The sequence below is a fragment of the Pseudomonas sp. ARP3 genome, assembly GCF_001029595.1.
Taxonomy (GTDB): domain Bacteria; phylum Pseudomonadota; class Gammaproteobacteria; order Pseudomonadales; family Pseudomonadaceae; genus Aquipseudomonas; species Aquipseudomonas rhodesiae.
On the sequence record NZ_LEKF01000034.1, the window covers coordinates 1 to 23,889 of the forward strand.

Sequence of the window (23,889 nt, forward strand, 5' to 3'; positions counted from 1 at the left end):
TGGAACCACCTGATCCCATCCCGAACTCAGAAGTGAAACGATGCATCGCCGATGGTAGTGTGGGGTTTCCCCATGTGAGAGTAGGTCATCGTCAAGATTAAATTCCGAAACCCCAATTGCGAAAGCAGTTGGGGTTTTGTTTATGTAGAAGTCCATGAATTTTCACCGGAACGATGCTCAACGTCGATCTGGTACACAGAATTTCTTGACGACCATAGAGCATTGGAACCACCTGATCCCATCCCGAACTCAGCAGTGAAACGATGCATCGCCGATGGTAGTGTGGGGTTTCCCCATGTGAGAGTAGGTCATCGTCAAGATTAAATTCCAAAACCCCTGTCTGCTAACGCAGGCAGGGGTTTTGTCGTTTATAGGGAATTAATAGGCGTCAAATCAAAGATTCGCCATTGAAGGGTGTCGTAGGCTGCTTTAATGATTTTAGGTAGTTCGGATTTACCGCCTGTCGGTTTAACACTCAAAAAGAGGATGTTTCCCACAAAACCTTAAGATTTCACTCCGTTTGGCCGAAAGCCTGATGAGCCATGCGTGCACCGAAATAGAGCGGCCCGAGAAGCCGGCTATACCGTTACATGGAATGTTCCGTTCGGCACGCTCATCCCCCTTTGGCAAAAGAAGTCGACGAAATGAATCTCAAGTTCAGCCACAAAATTCTGCTAGCTGCGTCAGGCGTCGTAGTCCTAGCCTTCGCATTATTCACGCTTTACAACGATTATTTGCAACGGAGCACGATCAAGCAGAACCTGGACTCGTCTATCCAGCAATCCGGTGAGCTGACCGCCAGCAGCGTGCAGAACTGGCTCAGTGGCCGAATACTGGTGCTTGAAAGTCTCACGCAGAACATTGCCCATCAAGGCGATGCCGCGGATCTGCCAGGTTTGGTGGATCAACCCGCATTGACCTCAAATTTCCAGTTCACCTATGTCGGTCAAACCAACGGCGTTTTCACCCAGCGTCCTGACGCCAAAATGCCTGACGGCTACGATCCGCGTCAGCGCCCTTGGTACAAGCAAGCCGTGGCCGCCGATAAACCCATGCTTACGCCGCCCTATATGGCCGCAGTGGGCGGGCAGATTGTCACTATTGCCATGCCGGTTAAAACGAACGGTGAATTGCTCGGCGTGGTCGGTGGTGACCTGAGCCTGCAAACCTTGGTAAAAATCATCAACTCGGTGGACTTCGGCGGTATTGGCCATGCGTTCCTGGTCAGCGGTGACGGCCAGGTTATCGTTAGCCCTGACGAAGACCAGGTGATGAAGAACCTCAAGGACATCTACCCAGGCACCAGCGTCCGTATCGAGAAGATTAATCAGGACGTTGTACTCAATGGCCAGGATCGCATTCTTTCATTCACCCCCATCACCGGGCTGCCAGGCACGGATTGGTACATTGGTCTGTCGATCGATAAAGACAAGGCCTACGCCCCGCTAGGTAAATTCCGCACATCTGCGTTAATCGCCATGCTAATCGCGGTAGTTGCGATTGCCGTGCTGTTGAGTCTGTTGATTCAAGTATTGCTGCGCCCCCTGACCACCATGGGCGTTGCCATGCAGGATATCGCTCAAGGTGAAGGCGATCTAACACGTCGCTTGGCTGTCACCAGCAAGGATGAGTTCGGTGAAGTTGGCAGCGCGTTCAACCGGTTCGTGGAACGTATTCATGCGTCGATTTCCGAAGTGTCTTCGGCCACACGTCAGGTGCATGACCTTTCCCAGCGCGTGATGGCGTCGTCCAATGCCTCGATCATCGGCTCCGACGAGCAGAGCGCACGCACCAACAGCGTCGCCGCGGCGATTAATGAATTGGGGGCTGCGACTCAGGAAATCGCGCGGAACGCTGCTGATGCGTCCCAGCATGCCAGTGGTGCCAGCGAGCAGGCCGACGATGGGCGCAAAGTGGTCGAACAGACCATCCTGGCCATGTCGGAGTTGTCTCAGAAGATCAGCCTATCGTGCACGCAGATCGAAACCCTGAATGCCAGCACCGACAACATTGGTCACATTCTTGATGTGATCAAAGGCATTTCCCAGCAAACCAACTTGCTTGCCCTTAACGCTGCGATCGAAGCTGCGCGGGCCGGTGAGGCTGGCCGTGGGTTTGCTGTGGTGGCCGATGAGGTTCGCAACCTGGCTCACCGAACCCAGGAGTCCGCCGAAGAGATCCATAAAATGATCACTTCGCTTCAAGTGGGCTCGCGTGAAGCGGTGACGACTATGAATGCCAGTCAGGTTTCCAGTGAGGAAAGTGTTGAGGTCGCTAACCAGGCCGGCGAGCGCCTGGTCAGTGTGACGCAGCGTATTGTTGAAATCGACGGCATGAACCAGTCCGTCGCGGCGGCCACCGAAGAGCAGACCGCCGTGGTGGAGACGCTCAACGTGGACATCAACCAGATCAATCTGCTGAACCAGCAAGGTGTGGAAAACCTCAACGAAACCCTGAGGGATTGCGATGCACTGTCACAGCAGGCCAATCGTCTGAAGCAATTGGTAGACAGCTTCAAGATCTGACTCGCCGGGGCACGCCGTAGGAGCGTGCCAACTCGCTCCTACGGCTTGTCGAGTAATTTGCGTACGTTGTTCAGGGCGCTGTCGGCAAAGTCCTGCACGAACGCTTCGAACCCCTTGCGCGTTGTGTCTTCGGGTTCCGCGATGATCGTCCAGGTGACCTTGGCGCTCTGGGCGCCAAGTGCCTGCACATTAATCGCTGCCCACAGTCTGGCCACGCCCAAGGTGTTGTAGATCGTGGTCCATGTCATGTGCATGGCGTCGTCATCTCGACTGTTGAGTTGTTCGACCGCACAGTTGCCGTCCTGGAAAATTTTTGTACGCAAAGCGCCCACGCCCGCGCCAATCATTTCAATGCGCGACAGTGCAGGGATAAAGGCATCAAAGTTGGAAAATCGCCCCACCAGATCCCATACACGAGCGGCTTCGCAGTTGACTATGACACCGGCCACGATCGGCACGCCGTTTGGGTTGCGAATTAACGTATCGGGTTGCAGCGCTTTCATGAAGTTGTCCTGAAACGGTTCAAAGGAAGCCTATGGTTTTGAGGTAGTAACAGCCCTTGTCCAAGAGTGCCTGGTCTTTTTCGGGATACTGCTCGCCCATGTCTTGAACACCTCTGCGTGCGTTGCCATGCAGGATCCTCGTGGTATCGCCGATGTCTTTGTCCAGACGATCGAGATAGAACCCCAATACCCCAAACAATGCGTTGTCCGGGCTCACTGCCCGCAGCGCCTGCTGCCATTGCGTCACGCTGACTCGCTCAAAGCAGTAACCCGCGCGACTGAACGCGTCCAGGTATTGCTCCCAACTCAACGGAAGTGGGTTATGCAGATTGAACACGCAGCTATCGGCATTAAAACCGGCACTGTGAAAGGCGATAAACCGCGCCAGGAAGTCCACAGGCATCAGATCGAAATTCAAATGCAACTGCGGTAGCAGGCCTAATTGCAGCGACCCTTTGAGCATCAACATCAGGCGATTCTTGTGCGGTTGGCAAACACCGTTGCGGCTGTTGAAACTGATGTTGCCGGGGCGATGAATATTCACCCAGGCGCCTTGCTCCACCGCTCGTCCCAACATTCGCTCAGCCACCCACTTGGACAGGTTGTAGCCGTTTCTGATGAACAGCGGCAGCGACGCGCAGGCCGGGGCCTCTAGCACATGCCCTTGGGTCGACGCTGCTGGAAGCCGACAGCGTCGAGACAAAGTTGAGGATTTTCTTACTGTGGGTCTCACAGAGGCGCAGGCATTCGAAGACGGAGTCGACGTTGTCCCTGGCCAGTGACGCATAGTCCATCACATGGTTGACCTGTGCGGCGTTGTGCACCAGCACACCGAAGCCATGGGCGAGTGCGTCATACGCGTTCTCGGCCAACCCCAGGCGTGGTTGGCTGATATCCGCAGCGAATACCTGCACACGACTCAGGTCCAGATGCTCCAACTGGTAGTCGCGTAACGCATGGGTAAACCGTGCCGTCGCGCATTGCCCGGGCCGCTCGCGCACCAGGCATGCCACTTGAGTCGCACCGCCGGCCAGCAGCGCCTGAACAATATGGACGCCGACGAAACTGTTGGCCCCGGTCACAATCACTTTGCGCGGATCGCCTGCGCACGCGGCGGGTAGCGTCTTGATGCTCCATTCGCGTTGCGCATCTCGAACGGCTTGGCTAGAGGACGCGTCGGGCAGTTCACCGTCCTCCATCAGCGTGGCGAGGGTACGAAGGGTGGGGGCTTCGATGAAATGGCTCAAGGCGAAACTGCGGCCAAACTGTTCGCGTACACGCAGTAACAGGGTCGACAGCAAGATCGAGTGACCACCCAAATCGAAGAAGCTGTCATCAACAGATAACTCGGCGCCATCCAGCCTTAGAAGTCCTCCCCACAGGCTGGCCAGGCGCGCTTGAAGCGGTGTGTGTGCAACACGGCATCGATCTGCAATCTTGAGCCGCAACGGCTGTGCAAGCAGGGCTTGCCGGTCGACTTTGCCATTGTCGGAGCAAGGTAGAGCAGGCAGCTCGGCCCATGCGTTCGGTTGCATGTAATCCGGAAGCCACTGGCGTGCATGCCGTTTCAGCGCTTCGAGGGTCGAGCCGTGATCGGGCTGGGCAACAAAGGCGCAGATCCGGTCATCGCGGTCGATCGCCACGGCCACCTGACGATAGAGCCGGCTGTTGCGCAAACACTCCTCAACCTCCCGAGGCTCGACCCGAAAGCCACGGATTTTTACCTGATCGTCCCGTCGTCCGCCCAGCAGGATGCCATCGGCGCTCCACTGTGCCAGGTCGCCGCTGCGGTAGGCCCGCAACGACTGGCCGCCCGGCAGCGGTAAGTCGACAAACGTACTCGCCGTTTGCACCTGTGCATTCAGGTAACCCAGGCTGACGCCAGGGCCGACAAGGTACAACTCGCCCATCACCTGTTCATCCACGGGCTGCAGATGCTCGTCGAGAATCAGTACCTGGCTGTTAGCAATGGGGCGGCCGATATTGCGGTTGCTGTCACCCGGGGTGAATGTGCGGTGGGTTACCAGCACAGTCGCTTCGGAAGGACCATACAGGTTGTGGAACTGACACTGTCCAGCCAGGCGCTCGATGACATGGGGCTCGCACACATCGCCGCCGGTGAGCAGTTGCGTTAGGCCCAGCGGTTGATCCAGCGGCAAGATGCTGAGCAGCGCAGGTGGCAGGAACGCGTGAGTGACGCATTGCCGTCGCAGCAGCGTCAGCAGTTGCTCCGGATCGCGCCGTTGCGCTTCATTCGGGATGATCAGCTCGGCGCCGGCAATCAAGGCGGGGACGATATCGATCAGCGACGAGTCGAAACTCAGTGGCGAAAATTGCAGGACCCGGGCGTGTTCATTCAGGTTCATGCACGCCCCACACCAGGCGGTGAAATGTGCCAGGTTGCCCTGGCTCAGCAACACCCCCTTGGGCTGACCCGTGGTGCCCGAGGTGTAGAGCACCATGCACGGTGCATCCAGGCACGGACGCTGTCGCATCGGCAAGAGCGGGTTGCCGGCGGTGCAGGGCTCGATACTGCTGACATCCAGTGCGGTAAAGCGCTCCCGCAGAGGGTGTTCGCCCGCATCCAGCAAGAGCCGGGCTCCGGCAATCTCCAGCATGAGCTGATGACGTTGTGCAGGCTGGTCCAGACCCAACGGCAGGTAGACCGCGCCGCTGCCCAGGACAGCCAGCATGCTCGCATACAGCTCAATGGATTTATCCAGACAAACACCGACCACCGCGGGGGCTTCTAGCGCCTCCAGCAAACGGATCAAACGTTGTTGAATCGCTGCGGCCCGGCGGTGCAAGTCGCGGTAGCTCACGGCATAGCCATCGATGTTCAGCGCCGGGCGCTCGGCGAAGGCGTGCAGGCTGGCTTGCACCCGTTCCATCACCGGCACTTGCGCCTCCTGCATCAATGCGGGGTTTGCCGTGCAATTGAATCGATGCATGAACGCCAACGCGTCGAGCCCCAGCAGGCTCTGTTCGGGCCAGTCATTGGCCGTGGTGCTGATCGGCACGTACGCAGGGTCCCGTGAGAATTCACTGACCTGCAACGCGACCCAGTCCACCAGTGCGTTCGTCACCTGCTTACGCTGTCGCTCGCCATTGCCCGTAGGCTCGTCGGCGATCTCCAGCACCCCGTGCAAATGCCTGTGGCGGTCATAGGCGCGCAGTTGCAATGCTGGCAGCCCGTACTCGGTGGCGGCGCCCACCCCCAGGCGCAGGCGGATACAGGGCGCTTCGTCGATATCGCTTGGCAGCGGCAGGCTACCGTCTTCAATCCACAGATCGACGGCTTCTTCGCCCGTCGCGTGGCCGTATTGCTCCAGCATCTGCCTGATAGCCTGCAAAGCAGCACTGGTGCCGTTCCAGCCGATGGTCAGGCGCTTCATGCCAATCTCCTATTAACCGGCATGTAGTCGTTCAGCGCACGCGCCACGCTTGGCGTTTGCAGCAGGCCGCTGTTATGCACAAAGCTCAGGATGTTGCCCATCAAGGGGTGCTGGCGATGGATGGGGAATGCCAGTGCGTTGATGTCATCGCGCAATGCACGGCGCACGTCCGCGCTGACGTCTAGATGCTCGATCAGGTGCAGGTCGAAATTCTTTTGCAGTTGGTTGGTCAGGTAACGCGAGAGGAACGTCGGCAGCGCCTGAGCGATGGCATCGCGGTCGTTCGGGCTTGCGCTTTGCCAGTAGCTACGCACCAGGCAGGTCCAGAACTGCGCGTGGCGCCCTTCATCGAACAGGTGGTCGGCCATCAAGCCCCGGATTGAGTCTTTGACGCTGCTGTCTTTGGAGAACGCCGCCACTTCGTGGGTGACGGTGTTTTCGGCAATGGCCACGCCAATCAGCTCCACGGCGTCGCGCAAGTGAGCCGGCACCTGCGCTTGCGCCGCTGGTAGGGCCAGGCTCAGTTCAATGTGTGTCGGCAGCTCAAGCGGCTCGATGCCTGTCATGGTTACGGTCTGTTGCAGGAAATCCAGAGCGACCAGCGCGTGGTAGTCCTCGTCCACCACGACGGTCATCGCGTCGACGCGACAGGCGAGGGGAAAGGGCAGCGAGAAGCGATTCTTGGCGATGGCGCGCGCAGTCTTGTCGACGATTTCCGTTTCGAAAATCACAACGTCATTGATGAACTTGTAAAAACTTTGCACCAGCACAAAGTCGCGCCACTGCGGGCAGTGCTCGGTAAAGGTGGCACTGAGTACCAAAGGCTGGCGGCACAAGGGGAAGATCAATTTATCGTCGTTTTCCAGCAAGCGGCGTGGACGTGTGCGAATGGTTGCGCGGCGCTCCCAATCGTCGGCAAAGGCTGGGTAACCGGCCATATTCATGGCTGCACCTCCAGCAGCGAGGCTCGAACCTCATCCCAAAGCATGATCCGGCTTTGCATGGCCGCGAGAGCGGCGTCGTGGGCTTGTTGCGGGTAAGTCGGATGGGCATCGGTCAAACGCTCAAGTAAACGCTGCGCTGCCGGCCCGTGATCCTGAGCGTCCAGCTCGATATGACGGTTGAGGTAGGCACATAAGGTTGGCGCGTGCTCTCGAATCAACGTGCCGGCCTGCAGCAACTGCTCGAACATGCCTGGGATCACGCGTTCTCGACTATGAAGAAACACCGCTGCTACGCAGTGGGTGGGGGCGTTCAATGCGATCTGCAACGTATCGCTGACGAAGCGGGCCGCGCCGCGCGGTGCTTGAGCCCTAAGCAACGCCGTATTGGCAGCCAGGCCTTGGCGTTGCAGCGCAATGAAGTGTTCGATTGAAGCGGTGCTGGCACCGACTTCATTCATGGCTTCCAGATACAGCTGGAAATGGCTGCACTGGCCCTCTTGGGGGTGTTGGTCGGATTCTTCCTCCAGCACGATCTCGTTGATCAGGCGAGCAGCCGTCGGGTCGGCAGGCGGTAGCCAGGGCAAGCGTGTACAGGTCAGGTCTTGTTGGAGGCGTTTGAGGAGCGTCATGAAGTCCCAAACCGCGAATACATGACTTTCCATGAATTTTTTTAATGTGTGAATAGAAGTTATTTCTTTGAATAACGGGTGGGCGCAAAGGCGCTCTGCTCTTTGTGCAAGTAAGGATTGATACATGCTTGATGCCTATAAGTTATTGCGTCAACTGTGACTACAGCGATGGGCTTTTTTGAACGGCAAGTAGATAAGGGATATAAGCCAGGCGTGGCGCAATCCCTTTGTCTAAGGGCTGCGCGCCCTGAATAAGGAGCCGGGTTAATGCCGAAGATAATAGTCAGGCTAACTAATTTGGCGAGCATATAAATGTGTTAGATGTTTTTCTAAATAATATCTTTTGTCAGTAAGTCGATTTATATAGGTGGGAAAGTTCTTTGCCGCGCGCCCTCGCCTTGAACCCGGCACTGATGCTGGCGTTTTTGGGAGGGCAGTGGCTATTGAATAACGCACGTTACGCGTTGGAGCAGCAACCCTGCCGCGCTCAGGTGCAGGGCGAATGTTAAAGGTTATTGCGGGCCTTTCTGACTGGCGACGTCCGGGCCATTGAGGTAAGTCCTGATCACTTCCATCCCGCGCATCAAGTGATTGCGCAGGGTCAGGACGCTTTCCTGGACTTTCTTGCGCGCGACCAGGTTCAGCAATTCCCGGTGGTCTTCCTGGGACGTCTCGCCCAGCCCCATGGCTTCCAGATTGAAGCGCAGGAAACGCTCCTCTTCGTTCAACCCGTGCTCCACCAGTTTGAGCAGCCGCTGGTTAGGGGCTTTGCTGTAAAGGGTCATATGGAACAAGCGATTCAGGCGGCCTATCTCGGTGTAGTCTTTTTCTTGCTCCAGCGCACAAATCAACGCGTCAGCCTCGGCGATATCGGTGTCGGTGAGCAAAGGAATCGACAAGCGCAGCGCTTCGGATTCCAGCAACATCCGCAGTTCATAGGTTTCGGCCGAGTTGTCTTCGATCAACGGAGCGACCACGGCGCCCTTGTGAGTCACCACATGCAGCAGTGACTGGGCTTCGAGTTGGCGCAAGGCTTCGCGCACCGGCATGCGGCTTACCCCGAACAGGCTGGCCAACTCCTGCTGACGCATGGCGGTCCCGCAGGGCAGGCGCCCATCGAGGATGGCGTTGCGCAAGGTTTCTTCTATGACGGAGCGAGCAAGGTGGGCGGGAATCGGACCGCTGATCTTGATGCTGTTCAAAGGTGTAGGCTTCTGCGTCACGGTTACGCTGCCCTCCTTATTGGAATGGCTGATGGCTAATTGGATCCAAAGCACACTAGTGACTGCCCATAAGCTTGTCAAACACGCACGGTTTCGGCTTGTAAGTAGTTCAACACCACGCTCCGCGCACTCACAGCATGCATTTATGGCGTCTTACAAACGGGATGGAAGCGCCCTCAGTCCAAGCAGCTTCGCTGCGAGCGCTACATCGTTTTGCCGCGCCGTTCACGCATATCGTTATGCGTAAACGGTATTTAAATTGAATTTCTTATACCTATAAAGTTTGTCTCCTGACTGCCAGGAGTGAACCCATGTCTGCCGCCTCTACCGCTTCACCCGCGTCGCTCGATGCACAAGTATTCGAGGTTCTTCCACTGCCCGGCAGCGTCGGTGCCGAGGTGGTTGGCCTGGACTTGTCCCGCCCGATCAACGACACGGATTTCGCGCGAATTCACCGCGCGCACCTCGATCACCATGTGCTGGTCTTTCGCGACCAGCGCATCACACCCGAGCAGCACATCGCGTTCAGCCGTCGCTTTGGCGTGCTGCAGATCCATGTGCTCAAGCAGTTCCTGCTGCTCAATCATCCGGAAATCCTGATCGTCTCCAACATCATCGAAAACGGCCAGGCTATTGGCTTGGGCGACGCCGGCAAGTTCTGGCATTCGGACCTGTCCTATAAAGCATTGCCCAGCCTGGGGTCGATGTTGCACGCACAGGAACTCCCCTGCGAGGGCGGCGACACGTTGTTTGCGGATATGCACAAAGCCTGGGACCAGTTGCCCGCGCATCTGCGCAACGCTGTTGAAGGCCGAAGCGCTGCGCACTCCTACACCGCGCGTTACAGCGAGACCAAATTCGAAGGCAACTGGCGCCCTACGCTCACGCCCGAGCAATTGGCCCAAGTCGCCGAAGTGGTGCACCCCATCGTGCGTACCCACCCTGAAAACGGCCGAAAAGCGCTGTTCGTCAGTGAGGGTTTCACCACTCGCATTATCGGTTTGCCTGAAGACGAAAGCCGCGACCTGCTGGCTCAGCTCTACGCCCACAGCGTGCTGCCGCACAACCTCTACCGCCATCAATGGCAGCCTCACGATCTGGTGTTCTGGGACAACCGTTCGCTGATCCACCTGGCCGCCGGTTGCCCAAGCCATCTGCGCCGCAAGCTGTTCCGCACCACCATCCAGGGCGACGCGCCTTTCTGATTCGGAGCATGACCATGTCCAGACACCTTCCATTTGCACGACTGGCCGCCACTGTCGGCCTGGGTATCAGCCTGCTGGCCGGCAGCCTGGCAGCGCCGGCGGTGGCCCACGCTGAGGGCGAGATTCGCATTGCCGAACAGTTCGGCATCGTCTACTTGCTGCTCAATGTGGTGCGCGACCAGCACCTGATTGAAAAATACGGCAAGCAGGAAGGCATCGACATCAAGGTCGACTGGACTCAACTGTCCGGCGGCGCGGCGGTCAACGACGCATTGCTCTCTGGCTCCATCGACATTGCCGGAGCCGGCGTCGGACCGTTGTTGACCATCTGGGATCGCACCTACGGCAAGCAGAACGTTAAGGCCGTTGCGTCCTTGGGTAACTTCCCCTACTACTTGGTCAGCAATAACCCCAAGGTCAAGACCATCGCCGACTTTACTGACAAGGACCGTATCGCGGTGCCGGCAGTGGGGGTGTCAGTGCAGTCGCGCTTTCTGCAATACGCCGCCGCCAAACAATGGGGCGACCAGGATTTCAACCGCCTCGACAAGTACACCATCGCCGTTCCGCACCCCGACGCCACCGCGGCGTTGATCGCCGGCGGCACGGAGTTGACCGGGCATTTTTCCAACCCGCCGTTCCAGGACCAGGCCCTGGCCAATCCCAATGTCCATGTGGTGCTCAATACCTACGACCTGTTTGGCCCGAACTCGCCGACGGTGCTGTTCGCCACCGAAAAATTCCGCAACGACAACCCCAAGACCTACAAAGCATTTGTCGACGCTTTGACCGAAGCCGCACAGTTCGCTCAGAACGACAAAGGAGCGGCGGCCGATACCTACCTGCGCGTGACCAAGGCCAAGATCGACCGTGCCGAGCTGCTCAAAATCATCGACAACCCGCAATTCGAATTCAGCGTCACGCCGAAAAACACCTACCCGCTGGCGGAATTCCTTTATCGCGTCGGCGCCATTAAGCACAAGCCGCAATCGTGGCAGGACTACTTTTTCCAAGACGCCAAACCCCTGCAAGGAAGCTGAGATGAACGCGCCGTTATCAGCCCACGCGACCAGCAATCTGCACCCTGTCGCGCCGTTACTGGCGGTGGATAACGTCAGCCTGGAATATCGCACGGCCGAGCGCGTGGTGCGCGCGACGCATCAGGTCAGTTTCGAGATCGACCCGGCCGACCGCTACGTGCTGCTCGGCCCTTCGGGCTGCGGCAAATCCACATTGCTCAAGTCCGTTGCCGGCTTTATCAAACCCAGTGAAGGCGAGATTCGCCTGCTAGGGCAAAAGGTCGAACAACCGGGCCCGGACCGTATCGTGGTGTTCCAGGAATTCGATCAGTTGCCGCCCTGGAAAACCGTCAAGCAAAACGTGATGTTCCCGCTGCTGACGTCGAAAACCTTGAAGCGCGCCGACGCCGAAGACCGCGCAGAGCATTACCTCGATAAGGTCGGCCTTAGTGCGTTTGCCGATGCCTACCCACACACCCTGTCCGGTGGCATGAAGGCGCGCGTGGCAATTGCCCGTGCGCTGGCGATGCAACCGAAAATCCTGCTGATGGACGAACCCTTCGCCGCCCTCGATGCCCTGACTCGGCGCAAGATGCAAGAAGAGCTGCTGCTGCTCTGGGAGGAAGTGCGCTTCACCTTGTTGTTCGTCACCCACTCCATTGAGGAGGCGCTGGTGGTGGGCAATCGCATTCTGTTGCTGTCACCGCACCCAGGGCGCGTGCGTGCGGAAATCCACAGTCATCAATACGACCTGCATAGCCTTGGCGGTGTCGACTTCCAGGCATCGGCGCGGCGGATCCACCGGCTGTTGTTCGATGAAGCCACTGAGGCGGAACCCGAGTTGGATTTTGCCGATATCCGCATCGCGTACTAAGGGGACATTTATGCGCCAGGAATACGAAATCACCCTCGAACCGCTACTCAGCGTGCCGGTGGAACGCGACCTGCCGCTGCGCCAGCGCCTATGGCAACAGGGCTGGTTGCGCAAGGGCCTGATCCTGATCGTGCTCGCTGTCCTCTGGGAAGCCGTTGCGCGCTATCAAGACAACGACCTGCTGCTGCCGAGTTTTCTGCAGACCTTTCACGCGTTCTACGACGGTTTGCTCAGCGGCGAACTGCTCGGCAAAGTCAGCATCTCGCTGGTGGTGCTGATCAAGGGCTACCTGATCGGTATCGTACTGGCGTTCGCCCTGACCACACTCGCGGTGTCGACGCAGGTGGGTCGCGACCTGCTCAGCACACTGACCTCCATGTTCAACCCGTTGCCGGCCATTGCGCTGTTGCCGCTGGCGCTGCTGTGGTTTGGCCTGGGTCAGAACAGCCTGATCTTTGTGCTGGTGCATTCGGTGCTGTGGGCGCTGGCGCTCAATACCTATTCAGGGTTCCTGGGCGTGTCCGAAACCCTGCGCATGGCCGGACGCAACTATGGCCTCAAAGGTATCCGCTTTGTGCTGTTTATTCTGATCCCGGCGGCGCTGCCATCGATTCTGGCGGGCCTGAAAATCGGCTGGGCTTTTGCCTGGCGCACGCTGATCGCTGCCGAATTGGTGTTCGGCGCCACCAGCGGCAAGGGCGGGCTAGGCTGGTACATCTTTCAGAATCGCAACGAGCTGTACACCGACAAAGTATTCGCCGGGTTGGCGGTGGTGATCCTCATCGGCCTGCTGGTGGAGAACCTGGTGTTCGATACTTTCGAACGGCTGACGGTCAAGCGCTGGGGCATGCAGCGCTGATAGATCCAGCCTGATACGATTGCGCCCAGTTCACTCCTTACCGCATACGAGTGCTTGGCATGCAACTACCGGATATGAACCTACTGGTCGCCCTTGACGCTTTGCTCGACGAGGGCAGTGTGGTCGGCGCCGCGCGCCGCATGAACCTCAGCCCGGCGGCCATGAGCCGTACTCTCACGCGCATACGTGAAGCGGTGGGCGACCCGATCCTGGTGCGCGCCGGGCGTGGCCTGGTGCCGACCCCCAAGGCCCTGCAGTTGCAAGAGCAGGTGCGCAACGTGGTCGAGCAGGCGGCGCTGTTGTTTCGCTCGGCCGACCAAGTGGATCTGAGTACCTTGCGCCGGCGCTTCAGCGTACGAGCCAATGACTTCTTTATCGGTGTGTACGGCGGGCGGCTGTTCGACACCATGGAGCGCGTCGCACCGCTGTGCGAGCTGTGTTTCGTGCCCGAAGGCGACACCGACGACGAAGCGCTGCGCGAAGGTCGACTGGACCTGCGTGTGAGCAACACCATGCCCGCCAGCCCTGAAGTGAAAGTACAAAATCTGTTCTCTACCACCTTTGTCGGCCTGGCGCGGCAAGATCATCCCTTGTTCGATAAAGAAATCACCGCCGCCCGCTTCGCCAGCTATTCCCACATCAGCATCTCGCGGCGCGGCATCGCCCGTGGGCCGATCGATACGGCCCTCAATGCCCAGGGCTTGGAGCGCCGCGTGGCGATGATCGCACCGGGGTTTCACGGCGCAATGTTTATGCTGCCCGACTCCGACCTGCTTCTGCCGGTGCCCAAGGAAGCGCTCTACAGCGCCAACCGGCTGAAGCTGCCCCTGCGCGCGTTCCCGCTGCCCATCTCCTTGCCGACACTGGTGTTGGCCCAGTCCTGGCACCCGCGCTTCGACAACGACCCGGCGCACAAATGGCTGCGCGAGACCCTGCGTGAAAGTTGCCACGCCACCTGGCTGGAAGCTCAACCCTCCTGACCTCTAAATCATGCAGGGTCAAAATGTGGGAGGGGGCTTGCCCCCGATAGCGGTGTGAAGATGGAAAAAACTGTGGCTGTCAGAAAGCATCAGGGGCAAGCCCCCTCCCACCTGGGGTTTTTGGCCGGGTTCGAGATTGCGTTTGGCGCACTTATAAGCTGCCGATAAGTAACTTTTTGTCATGTGTTAGCCTGATTAAACTGCTCGGGTATTCCCTACGCCGAGTTACCTGTTCATGACGTCCCTCGCTGCTCCCACCCTTGCGGCCGCAGCCCAACCCACCGCCATCGCCTCGCCCGTATTCGGCCCGCGCATCATCATCGGCCTGATCGGCGTGTTGCTGGCGGTGCTGGTGTCCGGTCTCAACGAGATGGTCACCAAGATTGCCCTCGCCGACATCCGTGGCGCGCTCGCCATCGGGTTTGATGAAGGCACCTGGCTGGTCGCCGCGTATACCGCCACCTCCGTGTCGGCCATGGCCTTTGCACCCTGGTGCTCGGTGACCTTTTCCCTGCGGCGCTTCACCTTGTGGGCCATCGGGTTGTTCACTTTGCTTGGAGTGCTGTGCCCGCTCGCGCCGAACTACCAAAGCCTGCTGGCGCTGCGCACCCTGCAAGGCCTGGCCGGTGGTGCGCTGCCGCCGATGCTGATGACCGTGGCGCTGCGTTTTCTGCCGGCCAACGTCAAGCTGTACGGCCTGGCCGGTTACGCACTTACCGCCACCTTCGGCCCGAGCCTGGGCACGCCGCTGGCGGCGCTGTGGACCGAATACGTCGGCTGGCAATGGGCGTTCTGGCAAATCGTCGCGCCGTGCCTGTTGGCGATGGCCGCCGTGGCCTACGGCTTACCGCAGGACCCGCTGCGCCTGGAGCGCTTCAAGCAATTCAACTGGCGCGGCCTGCTGCTGGGCTTCCCGGCGATCTGCATGCTGGTCATCGGTGTGCTGCAAGGCAATCGTCTGGACTGGTTCGAGTCCGGCCTGATCACCTTCCTGCTCAGTGGCGGTAGCCTGTTGCTGGTGCTGTTCCTGTTCAACGAATGGTCGCAGCCGCTGCCGTTTTTCAAGCTGCAGATGCTGGGCCTGCGCAACCTCGCGTTTGCCTTGATCGTGCTGGCGGGCGTGCTGATGGTGCTGACCTCGGTGATCCTCATCCCGTCGAGTTTTCTCGCTCAGGTGCAGGGATACCGGCCGCTGCAAACCGCACCGCTGATGCTGCTGATGGCGCTGCCGCAACTGATCGCGCTGCCGCTAGTGGCTGCCCTGTGCAACCTGCGCTGGGTCGATTGCCGCTGGGTGCTGGGGGCGGGGCTGGGCATGCTGGTGCTGTCCTGTGTGGGCAGCGCGCACCTGACCTCGGCGTGGATTCGCGACGATTTCTATGTGCTGTACCTGCTGCAAATCTTCGGACAGCCCATGGCCGTGTTGCCGTTGTTGATGCTTTCCACCGGCAGTATCCAACCGGTGGAAGGCCCATTCGCCTCGGCCTGGTTCAACACCGTCAAAGGCCTCGCCGCCGTGATCGCCACGGGTGTGCTGGATGTGCTGACGACCCGCCGGGTGCATTTTCATTCGAGCAGGCTGGTGGACGGCCTCGGTAATTCGCCCCTGGCCGACGCCGATGCCCCGGGCCTGGCGCACCGTCTGCATGAGCAGGCCGTGGTGCTCACTTCTTCGGATCTGTACTACGTCATGGCCGCGGTGGCGGCGGCGTTGATCCTGCTGATTTTCTGGATGCCCACGCGGATCTATCCGCCGCGCGCACCGACCTAGCACAAAGGAATTTCCATGAAACGCAAAGACAAAATTGCCGTGTCGGCCATCGCCGTATTCGCCGTCGGCGTGCTGGTGTACCTGGCTGCCCCTGGGCTGTTGGGCAGCCGACAACAGACCACCAACGACGCCTTTGTCGCCGCTGACTTCACCCAGGTGGCGCCGCGCGTGGCCGGTTTTATCAAGGAGGTGCTGGTGGAAGACAACCAGCGCGTCAAAGCCGGGCAACTACTGGCGTTGATCGACGACCGCGATTTTCGCGCTGCCGCTCAGGCCGCCGATGCCGACACACTGGTGGCCCAAGCCCAACTGAAAAACGCCACCGCGACACTGGAGCGGCAAACCTCGGTGATCGCCCAGGCTCAGGCCACGGTGGCGGCGGATCGCGCCGAAGTGGCCTTCGCCGAACACGAACTGAATCGCTACAACCACCTGGCCGGTGTTGGCGCCGGCACCGTGCAGAACGCCCAGCAAGCCAAGACCCGCATCGACCAGGCCACCGCTCGCCTGGCCAAGGCCACGGCCGTGCTGGCGGCCGAGCGCAAGCAGGTGGAAATCCTCACGGCCCTGCGCGATGCCGCCGAGGGTGGGCTCAAACGCGCTCAGGCGGCGCTGGAAATGGCCAGTTATCAGCTGTCTTACACACGCATTGTCGCGCCAGTGGATGGCATGGTCGGTGAGCGCGCGGTGCGGGTCGGTGCCTACGTAACACCGGGCAGCAAGTTGCTGGCGGTGGTGCCGTTGGCCGAGGCGTATGTGGTGGCCAATTTCCAGGAAACCCAGCTGTCCCACATGCATGCCGGTCAGGCCGTGCAGGTGCGCGTCGACAGCCTCGACGGTGAAGTGCTCGACGGCCACCTGGAAAGCCTGGCGCCCGCCACCGGAGTGACCTTTGCCTCGATCAAACCGGACAACGCCACCGGCAACTTCACCAAAGTCGTGCAGCGTGTTCCGGTGAAGATCGTGCTTGAGCCCAATCAGCCGCTGACCGAGCGTCTGCGGGTCGGTATGTCGGTGGAAGCCAGCGTCGATACTCAAGCCGTAGCGCCACAGCGCGAGGTAGCCCAGCAATGAGACACCTCGCCTGGCTCACCCTCGGCCTGATCAGCCTGAACGCCTGCACCGTCGGCCCGGACTTCCAGCGCCCCCACAGCGCGCAGCCCGCGCAGTGGGCCGAACCCCAAGGCCGTCAGGCTGCCAGCCATGCCGTCAGCGACCCCTTGCAGGAGCGCTGGTGGGACGTGTTCCACGACGCGCAATTGTCGGCCCTGACCCGGCGCGCCCTCAGCGATAACCTCGACTTGAAACTGGCCAGCAGCCGTCTGCAACAAAGCCGTGCGGTGCGCCAGGTAACCACTGCCGAGCGCTACCCGAGCGTCAACGCTACCGGCGCCTATCAGCGCAAACGCAACAGTGGTAAGGGCCTCAACGACCCGTCCGGCGAGAATGGCCGCGCCGCGTTCAACCAGTGGGACGCCGGGTTTTCCGCCGCCTGGGAGTTGGACTTCTGGGGCCGGGTCAAACGCGAAACCGAGGCGGCCGACGCCACGCTGCAAGTCGCGGAGAATGACCGTCGCGCCGTGCTGCTGTCAGTGCTGGCTGAAACCGCCCAGGACTACATCCAACTGCGCGGGGTGCAGAACATCCGGGCGGTCACCGAGCAAAACCTCGACGTGGCGCGACACAGTCTCAAACTCTCGCAATTGCGCCTGGCCGACGGCGTGGCGACTGACCTGGATGTGGCCGAAGCCGCCGCCCAGGTCGCCGCCATCGAAGCACGCCTGCCCGACCTGCAACAGCGTCAGGATCAGTTGATCAACGCTTTGAGCCTGCTGATGGGCGAGCCGCCGCAAGCCCTGCATGCACAGTTGTCCAAGGCTGCTGCCGTCCCGCAAACCCAGCGCCAGGTCGCCATTGGCCTGCCGTCTGAATTGGCCGAGCGTCGCCCCGATATCCGCCAGGCCGAGGCGCGACTGCACGCCGCCACCGCCAGCATCGGCGTGGCCAAGGGCGATTTCTACCCGCGCATCACCTTGTCCGGCAGCCTCGGCTCCCAGTCCATGCAACTGTCGGATTTCGGTGCGTGGGGCTCACGCGCCTTTGCCTTCGGCCCACAGCTGAGCCTGCCGCTGTTCAATGGCGGACGCTTGCAAGGCATGGTCGAGTTGCGCGAAGCCCAACAGCAGGAAGCGGCGATTGCTTACCAGCAGACCGTTTTGCGCGCCTGGCATGAAATCGACGATCAACTGACCCGCTACAACGCCAGCCAACTGCGCCGCGACAGCCTGACCGAAGCCGTGCGCCAGAACCAGATCGCCCTCACCACCGCGCAACATCAATACGTCGAAGGCGTGGTGGACTTCGTCAACGTGCTCACGGTGCAAAGCGCGCTGCTGGCGACCCAGGAGCAATGGGTGGAGAGTTCCACCGGCGTGTCCCTGGCCATGGTCGGGTTGTACAAAGCCTTGGGGGGCGGGTGGGAATCGGTATATCCGTTGCAAACGGCAGGGGGCTGATCGACAAAGAGTTTTGTCAGTAACGAAATAAGGTGTAATGATAATTGCTCTCAATAGTGTATCTGAGCTTTTCATGGACACCGCGACTGACGGCCAGCAACAGCTTCATCTTCTGTACCGCGACCATCACGGCTGGCTGCAAGGCTGGCTGCGCAAGCGCCTGGGCGATCGAGAGCACGCCGCCGATGTAGCCCAGGACACGTTCCTGCGGCTGTTGGTGTCCGGACGTTTTCCAGGTGACAAGGAAAGCCGCAGCTATCTGGCGCAGATCGCGCGCAATCTGGTGATTGACCAGTGGCGGCGCCTGCGTATCGAACGCGCCTATCTGGAGAGCATCGCCCATCTGCCGGAGCCGGAGTCGCCGTCGCTGGAAACCCGCGCACTGATCCTTGAAACCCTGATGCAGATCGACGCCATGCTCGACCGCATGCCCGACAACGTGCGCCGGGCCTTCCTGCTATCGCAATTCGAGGGGTTGAGCTACGCGCAGATCGCCGAGCGCCTGGGTGTCACCATCAGCTCGGTGCAGAAATACATGACCCGCGCCATCGTCGCCTGTTACCAGGTGGTCTACGAAGAATGAAACACGACGCACCCATTGCCCCGGCCATTGTCGAGCAAGCCAGCGAGTGGTTGATGCTGCATTGGGGCGGCGAGCTGCACGGCGAGCAACGCCACGCTTTTGCCCAGTGGCAGGCCGCCGATGCGGAACACCGTCGCGCCTGGCAACGTTTGCAGCACTTGCAACACACCCTCGGCGGCGTTCCTGCCGATAGTGCCCGCGCGGTGCTACGCGATACGCCGGACACCCAGCGCCGCGCCGCCCTCAAGCTGCTCGGCGCGCTCTTGATGGTCGGCGGCAGCGGCTATCTGGTGCGGCGTAGTGAACTTTGGCAAGCGGCATTCGCCGAACATCGCACGGCGACCGGTGAGATCCGCTACGTCACCCTCAGCGACGGTACGCGTCTGGACCTCAACAGCGACAGCGCAGTGGATGTGCGTTTCAGCGCCACTGAGCGACGTATTCGCCTGATCCGAGGCGAGATCCTGCTGACCAGCGGCCACGATGCACTGCGCCCGCTGATCGTGGAAACGGCGGCCGGCGATGTGCAGGCGCTGGGCACTCGCTTTGCCGTGCGCGAACTGGACGCGGGCAGCCGTGTCGACCTGTATGAAGGCCGCGTGCGCGTGACCCCGGTGCACGGCGCTGCGGTGCAGATGAACGCCGGTGACAGCCTGTGGTTCGATCAGCGCCAGACCCTTGCGTTACCTGCGGTGGGCGCCAACGGCAGCAGTTGGACCGAGCATCGCCTGATCGCCGAACGCCAGCCGCTGGGCGAATTTGTCACGCAACTGAGTCGCTATCGTCCGGGCCTGTTGCGGTGCGATCCCGCTGTGTCCGGGCTGTTACTCACCGGTGTTTTCCCGTTGAACGATACCGACGCGATCCTTGCCGCCCTGGAGCGCTCGTTACCGGTGCACGTCCAGGCAGTCACCCGCTACTGGGTGACGATCAAGGCTCGTGTCTGAAAATATTTTCTCTGGCGCTTGTCGGTTTCTCCATCCCGTTCGGGATACCTCTTGAAAGCCAATCAAGAAGCGTTCTCACGGGGAGTCCTGCAATGCCGCACCACCCAATCCAACCCTTGGCCCGCGCCCTGCGCCATGGTCTGTTTGTCGGCCTCATGGCGACCGCGCCGATGCTGCCGACCTTGGCCTATGCCGCCGAAGCCACTGAAGAAGTGCGTACCTACGCCATCCCGGCGGGCAGTCTTGACCAGGCGTTGAACCGTTTCGCCAGTGCCTCGGGCATCTTGTTGTCGGTTGATGCCACGCTTACGGAAGGTAAGCGCAGCGCCGGTCTGCAAGGGCGTTATGCGGTGGGGGCCGGTCTGGAGCGGTTGCTGGCGGGCAGCGGCCTGGTGGCGATGCAATCCCAGGGCGGTTGGTCGTTGCAGGCGAGCGCGTCTGACGGCACGTTGCAACTCGGGGCTACCCAGATCAGCGCCCAGCAAGCCGAGGAAAGCGCCTGGGGCCCGGTGGACGGTATCGTTGCCACCCGCAGCGCCTCCGGCAGCAAGACCGATTCGGCACTGGTGGAAATCCCCCAGACTATCAACGTGATCACTGCCGCCGAGATCAAGGCCCGCGGTGCCCAGAGCGTTACCCAGGCATTGCTGTACACGCCGGGCATGAGCGCCGGCGGCTTCGCCGACCGGGTCAAGTTGTTCGATGAACCCACCTCGCGGGGCTTCTCGCCCACACCCCTGTACCTCGACGGTTTGCACCTGCCCTATGGAGGTGGCAGCACTGGCGGCGCGCTGCAAATCGAGCCCTATTCCCTGGAGCGCATTGAAGTCCTCAAAGGCCCGGCTTCGGTGCTGTACGGGCAAAACCAGCCGGGCGGTATCGTCAATATGGTCAGCAAGCGCCCCAGCGAAACCCCGGTACACCAAGTGGTGCTGGAAGCCGGCACCTACGAGCATAAAAGCGCGGCCATCGACCTCAGCGGTCCGCTGGATGAGCAGGGGCAATTTCTGTATCGCCTGACCGGCCTGGCCAACGATGGGCAGGACGAGATCAACTACGTCGAGAACAAGCGCCAGTTCATCGCCCCCAGCTTCACTTGGCGACCCAACGACGACACCCATGTGACGCTGTTCGCCCAGTACCAGAAAGACAAAGGTGTGCCCGAAGCCCAAGGCCTGCCGGCGTCCGGCACCTTGTGGGCCAACCCCAACGGCAAGATCAAGCGCGATGTGTTTATCGGCGAGCCCGGCGTCAACCAATACAACCGCGAGCAGTACGTGCTGGGCTACGAGATTTCCCATCGCCTTAACGACACCTGGACCCTCAAACAAAATGCGCGCTACGCCGAGGTGGACGACCGTTACACCGCGCCGTTGCACGGCTACCGTTTCGTCGCCAACCCGGCCACCGGTGTGCAGGACCAACGCTACCTGCAACGCTTCGGTGTGGACTGGGCGCAAAACAACAAAGTGTTTGGCGTGGACAGCATCGCTCAGGCCGAATTCGACACAGGCGCGTTGTCCCACACCCTGATCCTGGGCCTGGATTACTACCATTCCGGCTCGCTGTTCCATGGCCTGTATGACCGCAACCCGCCGATCATCGACCTGTTCAAGCCGGTCTATGGGCAGCGCCTGAATTTTGGCCAGCCATATCGGTGGGATCGCACCATCACCCAGACCGGCCTGTACGTTCAGGACCAGATCAAGTTGGATAAATGGGCGTTGGTCCTGGGCGGGCGCTATGACTGGGCCAACGTGGTGAACAAAGAACCCCTGACCGACACGCGCTTTGCCAGCAAAGACCAGGCGTTCACCGGTCGTGCGGGGTTGGTGTACTTGTTCGATAACGGCCTGGCGCCCTTTGTCAGCTACACGGAATCCTTCCTGCCACTGGCGGGCACCGACGTAAATAAAAAGCCGTTCGAGCCGTCTACCGGCAATCAGTACGAAGTCGGCGTGAAGTACCAGCCGCCCGGCCAGAAGAGTTTTGTGCAGGTCTCGGTCTATCAGCTGGACCAGGAAAATGTGCTCACCACCAACCCGGTGGACACCACCTACAGCACCCAAAGCGGCGCCATGCGCTCACGCGGCGTGGAGCTGGAAGCCAAGGCAGCGCTCAGCGACGCTTGGGAGATCATCGCGTCGGCCTCGCGCAATGACATCAAATACACCAAGGACAACGACGGTCGCCAAGGCCGCCACCCCGCAGGCATTTCGCCGCTCACGGCGTCGATGTGGGTCAATTACGCCGTGCTTGGCGACACCCCGCTGGCCGGTCTCGGCGCGGGGCTGGGTGTGCGCTACGCCCGCCAAAGCCTGGGCGACTACTACGAAGGCGCCTTCAGCGTGCCCTCGTATAGCGTCTATGACGCCAGCCTGAGCTACGACCTAAGCCGCTCGCCGCTGAAACTCAAAGGCGTGAAACTGGCGCTGAATGTGCAGAACCTCACCGACAAGACCTACGTTTCGCAGTGCACCAGCGATCTGGATTGCTACTACGGGCAAGGACGGACGGCGGTGTCGAGCCTGACGTACGACTGGTAGCCAGGTGCCTAAGATCGCAACAGCATGAAGGTGGTGTCGTCGTGAGTTGAACAGCCGTTAAGGGTTTGCTGTGCAATGGCCCTGAGTTGGTTCTGGACAGACAGTTCGGCCCAGAACCCATCCGTCGCCATGATCCATGTTGTGTCTTTGATTATCTGCAAGGATTGAATGTGAGGCTCATGGCGGCGGCGGTAGCTCATGCAGTTGAGCAGAGTTTTCCGCGCAGGGCTGTTGGCGATGAGTGAATGGCTCAGATCACCTTTCCAGTTGGGGCCGCAGTGGGGTGGGCTTATCCAATTCAGATGCTGACCTTTTTCCAGATATCCAAGGCAACAGTCGCCTGCATGAATGGATATGGCGGTTTGACCGACTACCAGTAGCGCAAGATAGCTGGCGGCGGCAAAGGGGAAGTCCGGGCATAGATTTGAATGCACTCGATTGAGTGATGTGAGTGTCAGCGCCAAAGCCTTATCTGTGCAGGCCGCGACGGCAGTCGCTGAGTGAGAAAAGGTGTCCAGCAGATGGTGGCTCAGGGCTCGCGCCAACTCGCCACTGCCTGGTTTGGACGTACCGTCGGCAATCACGTAGAGATATGAATCTGCATTGCGTGCCGAACCGCAGGCGTCACGGTTTTCTGCTCTGTGGATACCTTGCCGACTGACACTGGAATGCAGAATCAAATGCGCACCCCGAACTCAATCAGTCTATCGAGGCGCTCGTAAATCAACGTTTCTCGATCGGGGTCTTGAGCGGTGCTTTGAATCACATCCTGAAAAGCAGTGAGTCTGAGCAGAGACGAGAGCTCCTCGCCCACAAAGCGTCGTAGCTCGATAGGTGCGTGTTTTGTTTCTGCAATTAGCTCTTCCCGGCCATCCAGCAGAGCGATGATGTCTTCAATATCGTTGGACATCAGTAGGTCGCCCTTGCCCCGGCCTAGATATGCCTGGAGTTTTGCGGCAAGAAACCAAGGGGCTGCGAACACCTTGATAGGCGTTCCATTAGGCAATGTGTAATCAATCGCATTTTCCAGCCCTCCGACAAACCAAGTATTGGAGAACCCCAGTATTTTTTCATCGGTTGGCATGAAATCGACTTTCAGCGCTCCTAGACGCAAGCGACAGGTGACCGTGTCCTGGCCTGTATTTTTGAACCCTTTGGTTTTAAGGGTTTCTTCAAGCCGATACCAAGCGGCAGTACTGGTCAGGTGGATGACCAGATCCACGTCATCGGTACCGCGGATGGATTCTTGTGTGTATTCGTCGGTAATCAACAGGACGGTTGTACACCCACCGACAAAGGCCACTTGCTGGCGTAGCTCTGCCCCCAATGCGTCGGCGACCGCTTCAAGCATTTGCAACATCATTTCCCGA

Annotated in this window: 18 protein-coding genes, 2 rRNA genes and 2 pseudogenes; 15 read left to right on the forward strand and 7 right to left on the reverse strand. The window is 59.9% G+C overall.

Annotated elements, in window-relative coordinates; translation table 11 throughout:
* The 4 genes and pseudogenes from rrf (ABX75_RS28145) to ABX75_RS30140 all read left to right on the forward strand — a co-directional run.
* A 5S ribosomal RNA gene (gene rrf / locus ABX75_RS28145) occupies positions 1-97 on the forward strand; the annotation flags it as partial.
* 107 nt (positions 98-204) lie between these two features.
* Positions 205-320: ribosomal RNA gene (gene rrf / locus ABX75_RS26580) — 5S ribosomal RNA — on the forward strand.
* A gap of 324 nt (positions 321-644) precedes the next feature.
* Positions 645-1,622 (forward strand): annotated as a pseudogene (locus ABX75_RS30135) (cache domain-containing protein); the annotation flags it as partial.
* Between the two features lie 117 nt (positions 1,623-1,739).
* Entirely contained in the window at positions 1,740-2,525 is a 786-nt protein-coding gene (locus tag ABX75_RS30140) for a methyl-accepting chemotaxis protein (RefSeq protein WP_371264011.1), read from the forward strand.
* A gap of 38 nt (positions 2,526-2,563) precedes the next feature.
* Here the strand turns inward: ABX75_RS30140 and ABX75_RS26590 are convergent, their stop codons facing one another.
* The 5 genes and pseudogenes from ABX75_RS26590 to ABX75_RS26610 all read right to left on the reverse strand — a co-directional run bounded on the left by ABX75_RS26590 (position 2,564) and on the right by ABX75_RS26610 (position 9,219).
* A complete protein-coding gene (locus tag ABX75_RS26590; RefSeq protein WP_034095234.1) occupies positions 2,564-3,028 on the reverse strand; it encodes an SRPBCC family protein in 465 nt (154 codons plus the stop codon).
* Positions 3,029-3,047: 19 nt separating this feature from the next.
* Positions 3,048-6,423: pseudogene (locus ABX75_RS26595) on the reverse strand (amino acid adenylation domain-containing protein).
* Entirely contained in the window at positions 6,420-7,367 is a 948-nt protein-coding gene (locus ABX75_RS26600; protein ID WP_047882980.1) for a diiron oxygenase, read from the reverse strand. Before ABX75_RS26600 ends, ABX75_RS26595 begins: the two are co-directional and overlap by 4 nt.
* Positions 7,364-8,122, reverse strand: a complete 759-nt coding sequence (locus ABX75_RS26605; protein ID WP_047882981.1) for a DUF3050 domain-containing protein — start codon at positions 8,120-8,122, stop codon at positions 7,364-7,366. The genes ABX75_RS26600 and ABX75_RS26605 overlap by 4 nt, the downstream gene beginning before the upstream one ends.
* Positions 8,123-8,508: 386 nt before the next feature.
* Positions 8,509-9,219, reverse strand: coding sequence for a GntR family transcriptional regulator (locus ABX75_RS26610; protein WP_034095238.1), 711 nt, complete (start codon positions 9,217-9,219; stop codon positions 8,509-8,511).
* 311 nt (positions 9,220-9,530) lie between these two features.
* Here ABX75_RS26610 and ABX75_RS26615 point away from each other — a divergent pair, with 311 nt between their 5' ends.
* The 11 genes from ABX75_RS26615 (at position 9,531) to ABX75_RS26665 (ending at position 22,519) form a co-directional block, all read left to right on the forward strand.
* Positions 9,531-10,424 (forward strand): TauD/TfdA family dioxygenase, encoded by an 894-nt coding sequence (locus tag ABX75_RS26615; RefSeq protein ID WP_034111192.1) that lies wholly within the window; start codon positions 9,531-9,533, stop codon positions 10,422-10,424.
* A 14-nt stretch (positions 10,425-10,438) separates the two neighbouring features.
* Positions 10,439-11,464: an ABC transporter substrate-binding protein gene (locus ABX75_RS26620; RefSeq protein ID WP_034111194.1), complete on the forward strand. Its 1,026-nt coding sequence runs from the start codon at positions 10,439-10,441 to the stop codon at positions 11,462-11,464.
* Position 11,465: 1 nt separating this feature from the next.
* A complete protein-coding gene (locus ABX75_RS26625; RefSeq protein WP_034111196.1) occupies positions 11,466-12,317 on the forward strand; it encodes an ABC transporter ATP-binding protein in 852 nt (283 codons plus the stop codon).
* Positions 12,318-12,327: 10 nt separating this feature from the next.
* Positions 12,328-13,176 (forward strand): ABC transporter permease, encoded by an 849-nt coding sequence (locus ABX75_RS26630; protein WP_034111198.1) that lies wholly within the window; start codon positions 12,328-12,330, stop codon positions 13,174-13,176.
* Positions 13,177-13,235: 59 nt separating this feature from the next.
* Complete coding sequence (locus tag ABX75_RS26635; RefSeq protein ID WP_047882982.1) at positions 13,236-14,156, forward strand: LysR family transcriptional regulator; 921 nt, start codon at positions 13,236-13,238, stop codon at positions 14,154-14,156.
* 235 nt (positions 14,157-14,391) lie between these two features.
* On the forward strand, positions 14,392-15,927 hold the full coding sequence (locus tag ABX75_RS26640; RefSeq protein ID WP_047882983.1) for an MFS transporter: 1,536 nt from the start codon (positions 14,392-14,394) through the stop codon (positions 15,925-15,927).
* A 15-nt stretch (positions 15,928-15,942) separates the two neighbouring features.
* Positions 15,943-17,001 (forward strand): HlyD family secretion protein, encoded by a 1,059-nt coding sequence (locus ABX75_RS26645; RefSeq protein ID WP_040265168.1) that lies wholly within the window; start codon positions 15,943-15,945, stop codon positions 16,999-17,001.
* Positions 16,998-18,443, forward strand: coding sequence for an efflux transporter outer membrane subunit (locus ABX75_RS26650; RefSeq protein ID WP_047882984.1), 1,446 nt, complete (start codon positions 16,998-17,000; stop codon positions 18,441-18,443). The genes ABX75_RS26645 and ABX75_RS26650 overlap by 4 nt, the downstream gene beginning before the upstream one ends.
* A gap of 73 nt (positions 18,444-18,516) precedes the next feature.
* Positions 18,517-19,026, forward strand: coding sequence for a sigma-70 family RNA polymerase sigma factor (locus ABX75_RS26655; protein ID WP_034095247.1), 510 nt, complete (start codon positions 18,517-18,519; stop codon positions 19,024-19,026).
* Complete coding sequence (locus ABX75_RS26660) at positions 19,023-19,973, forward strand: FecR domain-containing protein (RefSeq protein ID WP_047882985.1); 951 nt, start codon at positions 19,023-19,025, stop codon at positions 19,971-19,973. Before ABX75_RS26655 ends, ABX75_RS26660 begins: the two co-directional genes overlap by 4 nt.
* A 92-nt stretch (positions 19,974-20,065) precedes the next feature.
* Positions 20,066-22,519 (forward strand): TonB-dependent siderophore receptor, encoded by a 2,454-nt coding sequence (locus tag ABX75_RS26665; protein WP_047882986.1) that lies wholly within the window; start codon positions 20,066-20,068, stop codon positions 22,517-22,519.
* An 8-nt stretch (positions 22,520-22,527) separates the two neighbouring features.
* Here the strand turns inward: ABX75_RS26665 and ABX75_RS26670 are convergent, their stop codons facing one another.
* Both ABX75_RS26670 and ABX75_RS26675 read right to left on the reverse strand, forming a co-directional pair.
* Positions 22,528-23,199 carry a serine/threonine protein phosphatase gene (locus ABX75_RS26670; protein WP_047882987.1) on the reverse strand — a complete coding sequence of 224 codons (672 nt, stop codon included), beginning with the start codon at positions 23,197-23,199 and terminating at the stop codon, positions 22,528-22,530.
* On the reverse strand, positions 23,196-23,870 hold the full coding sequence (locus tag ABX75_RS26675) for a hypothetical protein (RefSeq protein WP_236238724.1): 675 nt from the start codon (positions 23,868-23,870) through the stop codon (positions 23,196-23,198). Before ABX75_RS26675 ends, ABX75_RS26670 begins: the two co-directional genes overlap by 4 nt.
* Positions 23,871-23,889: the final 19 nt, after the last annotated feature.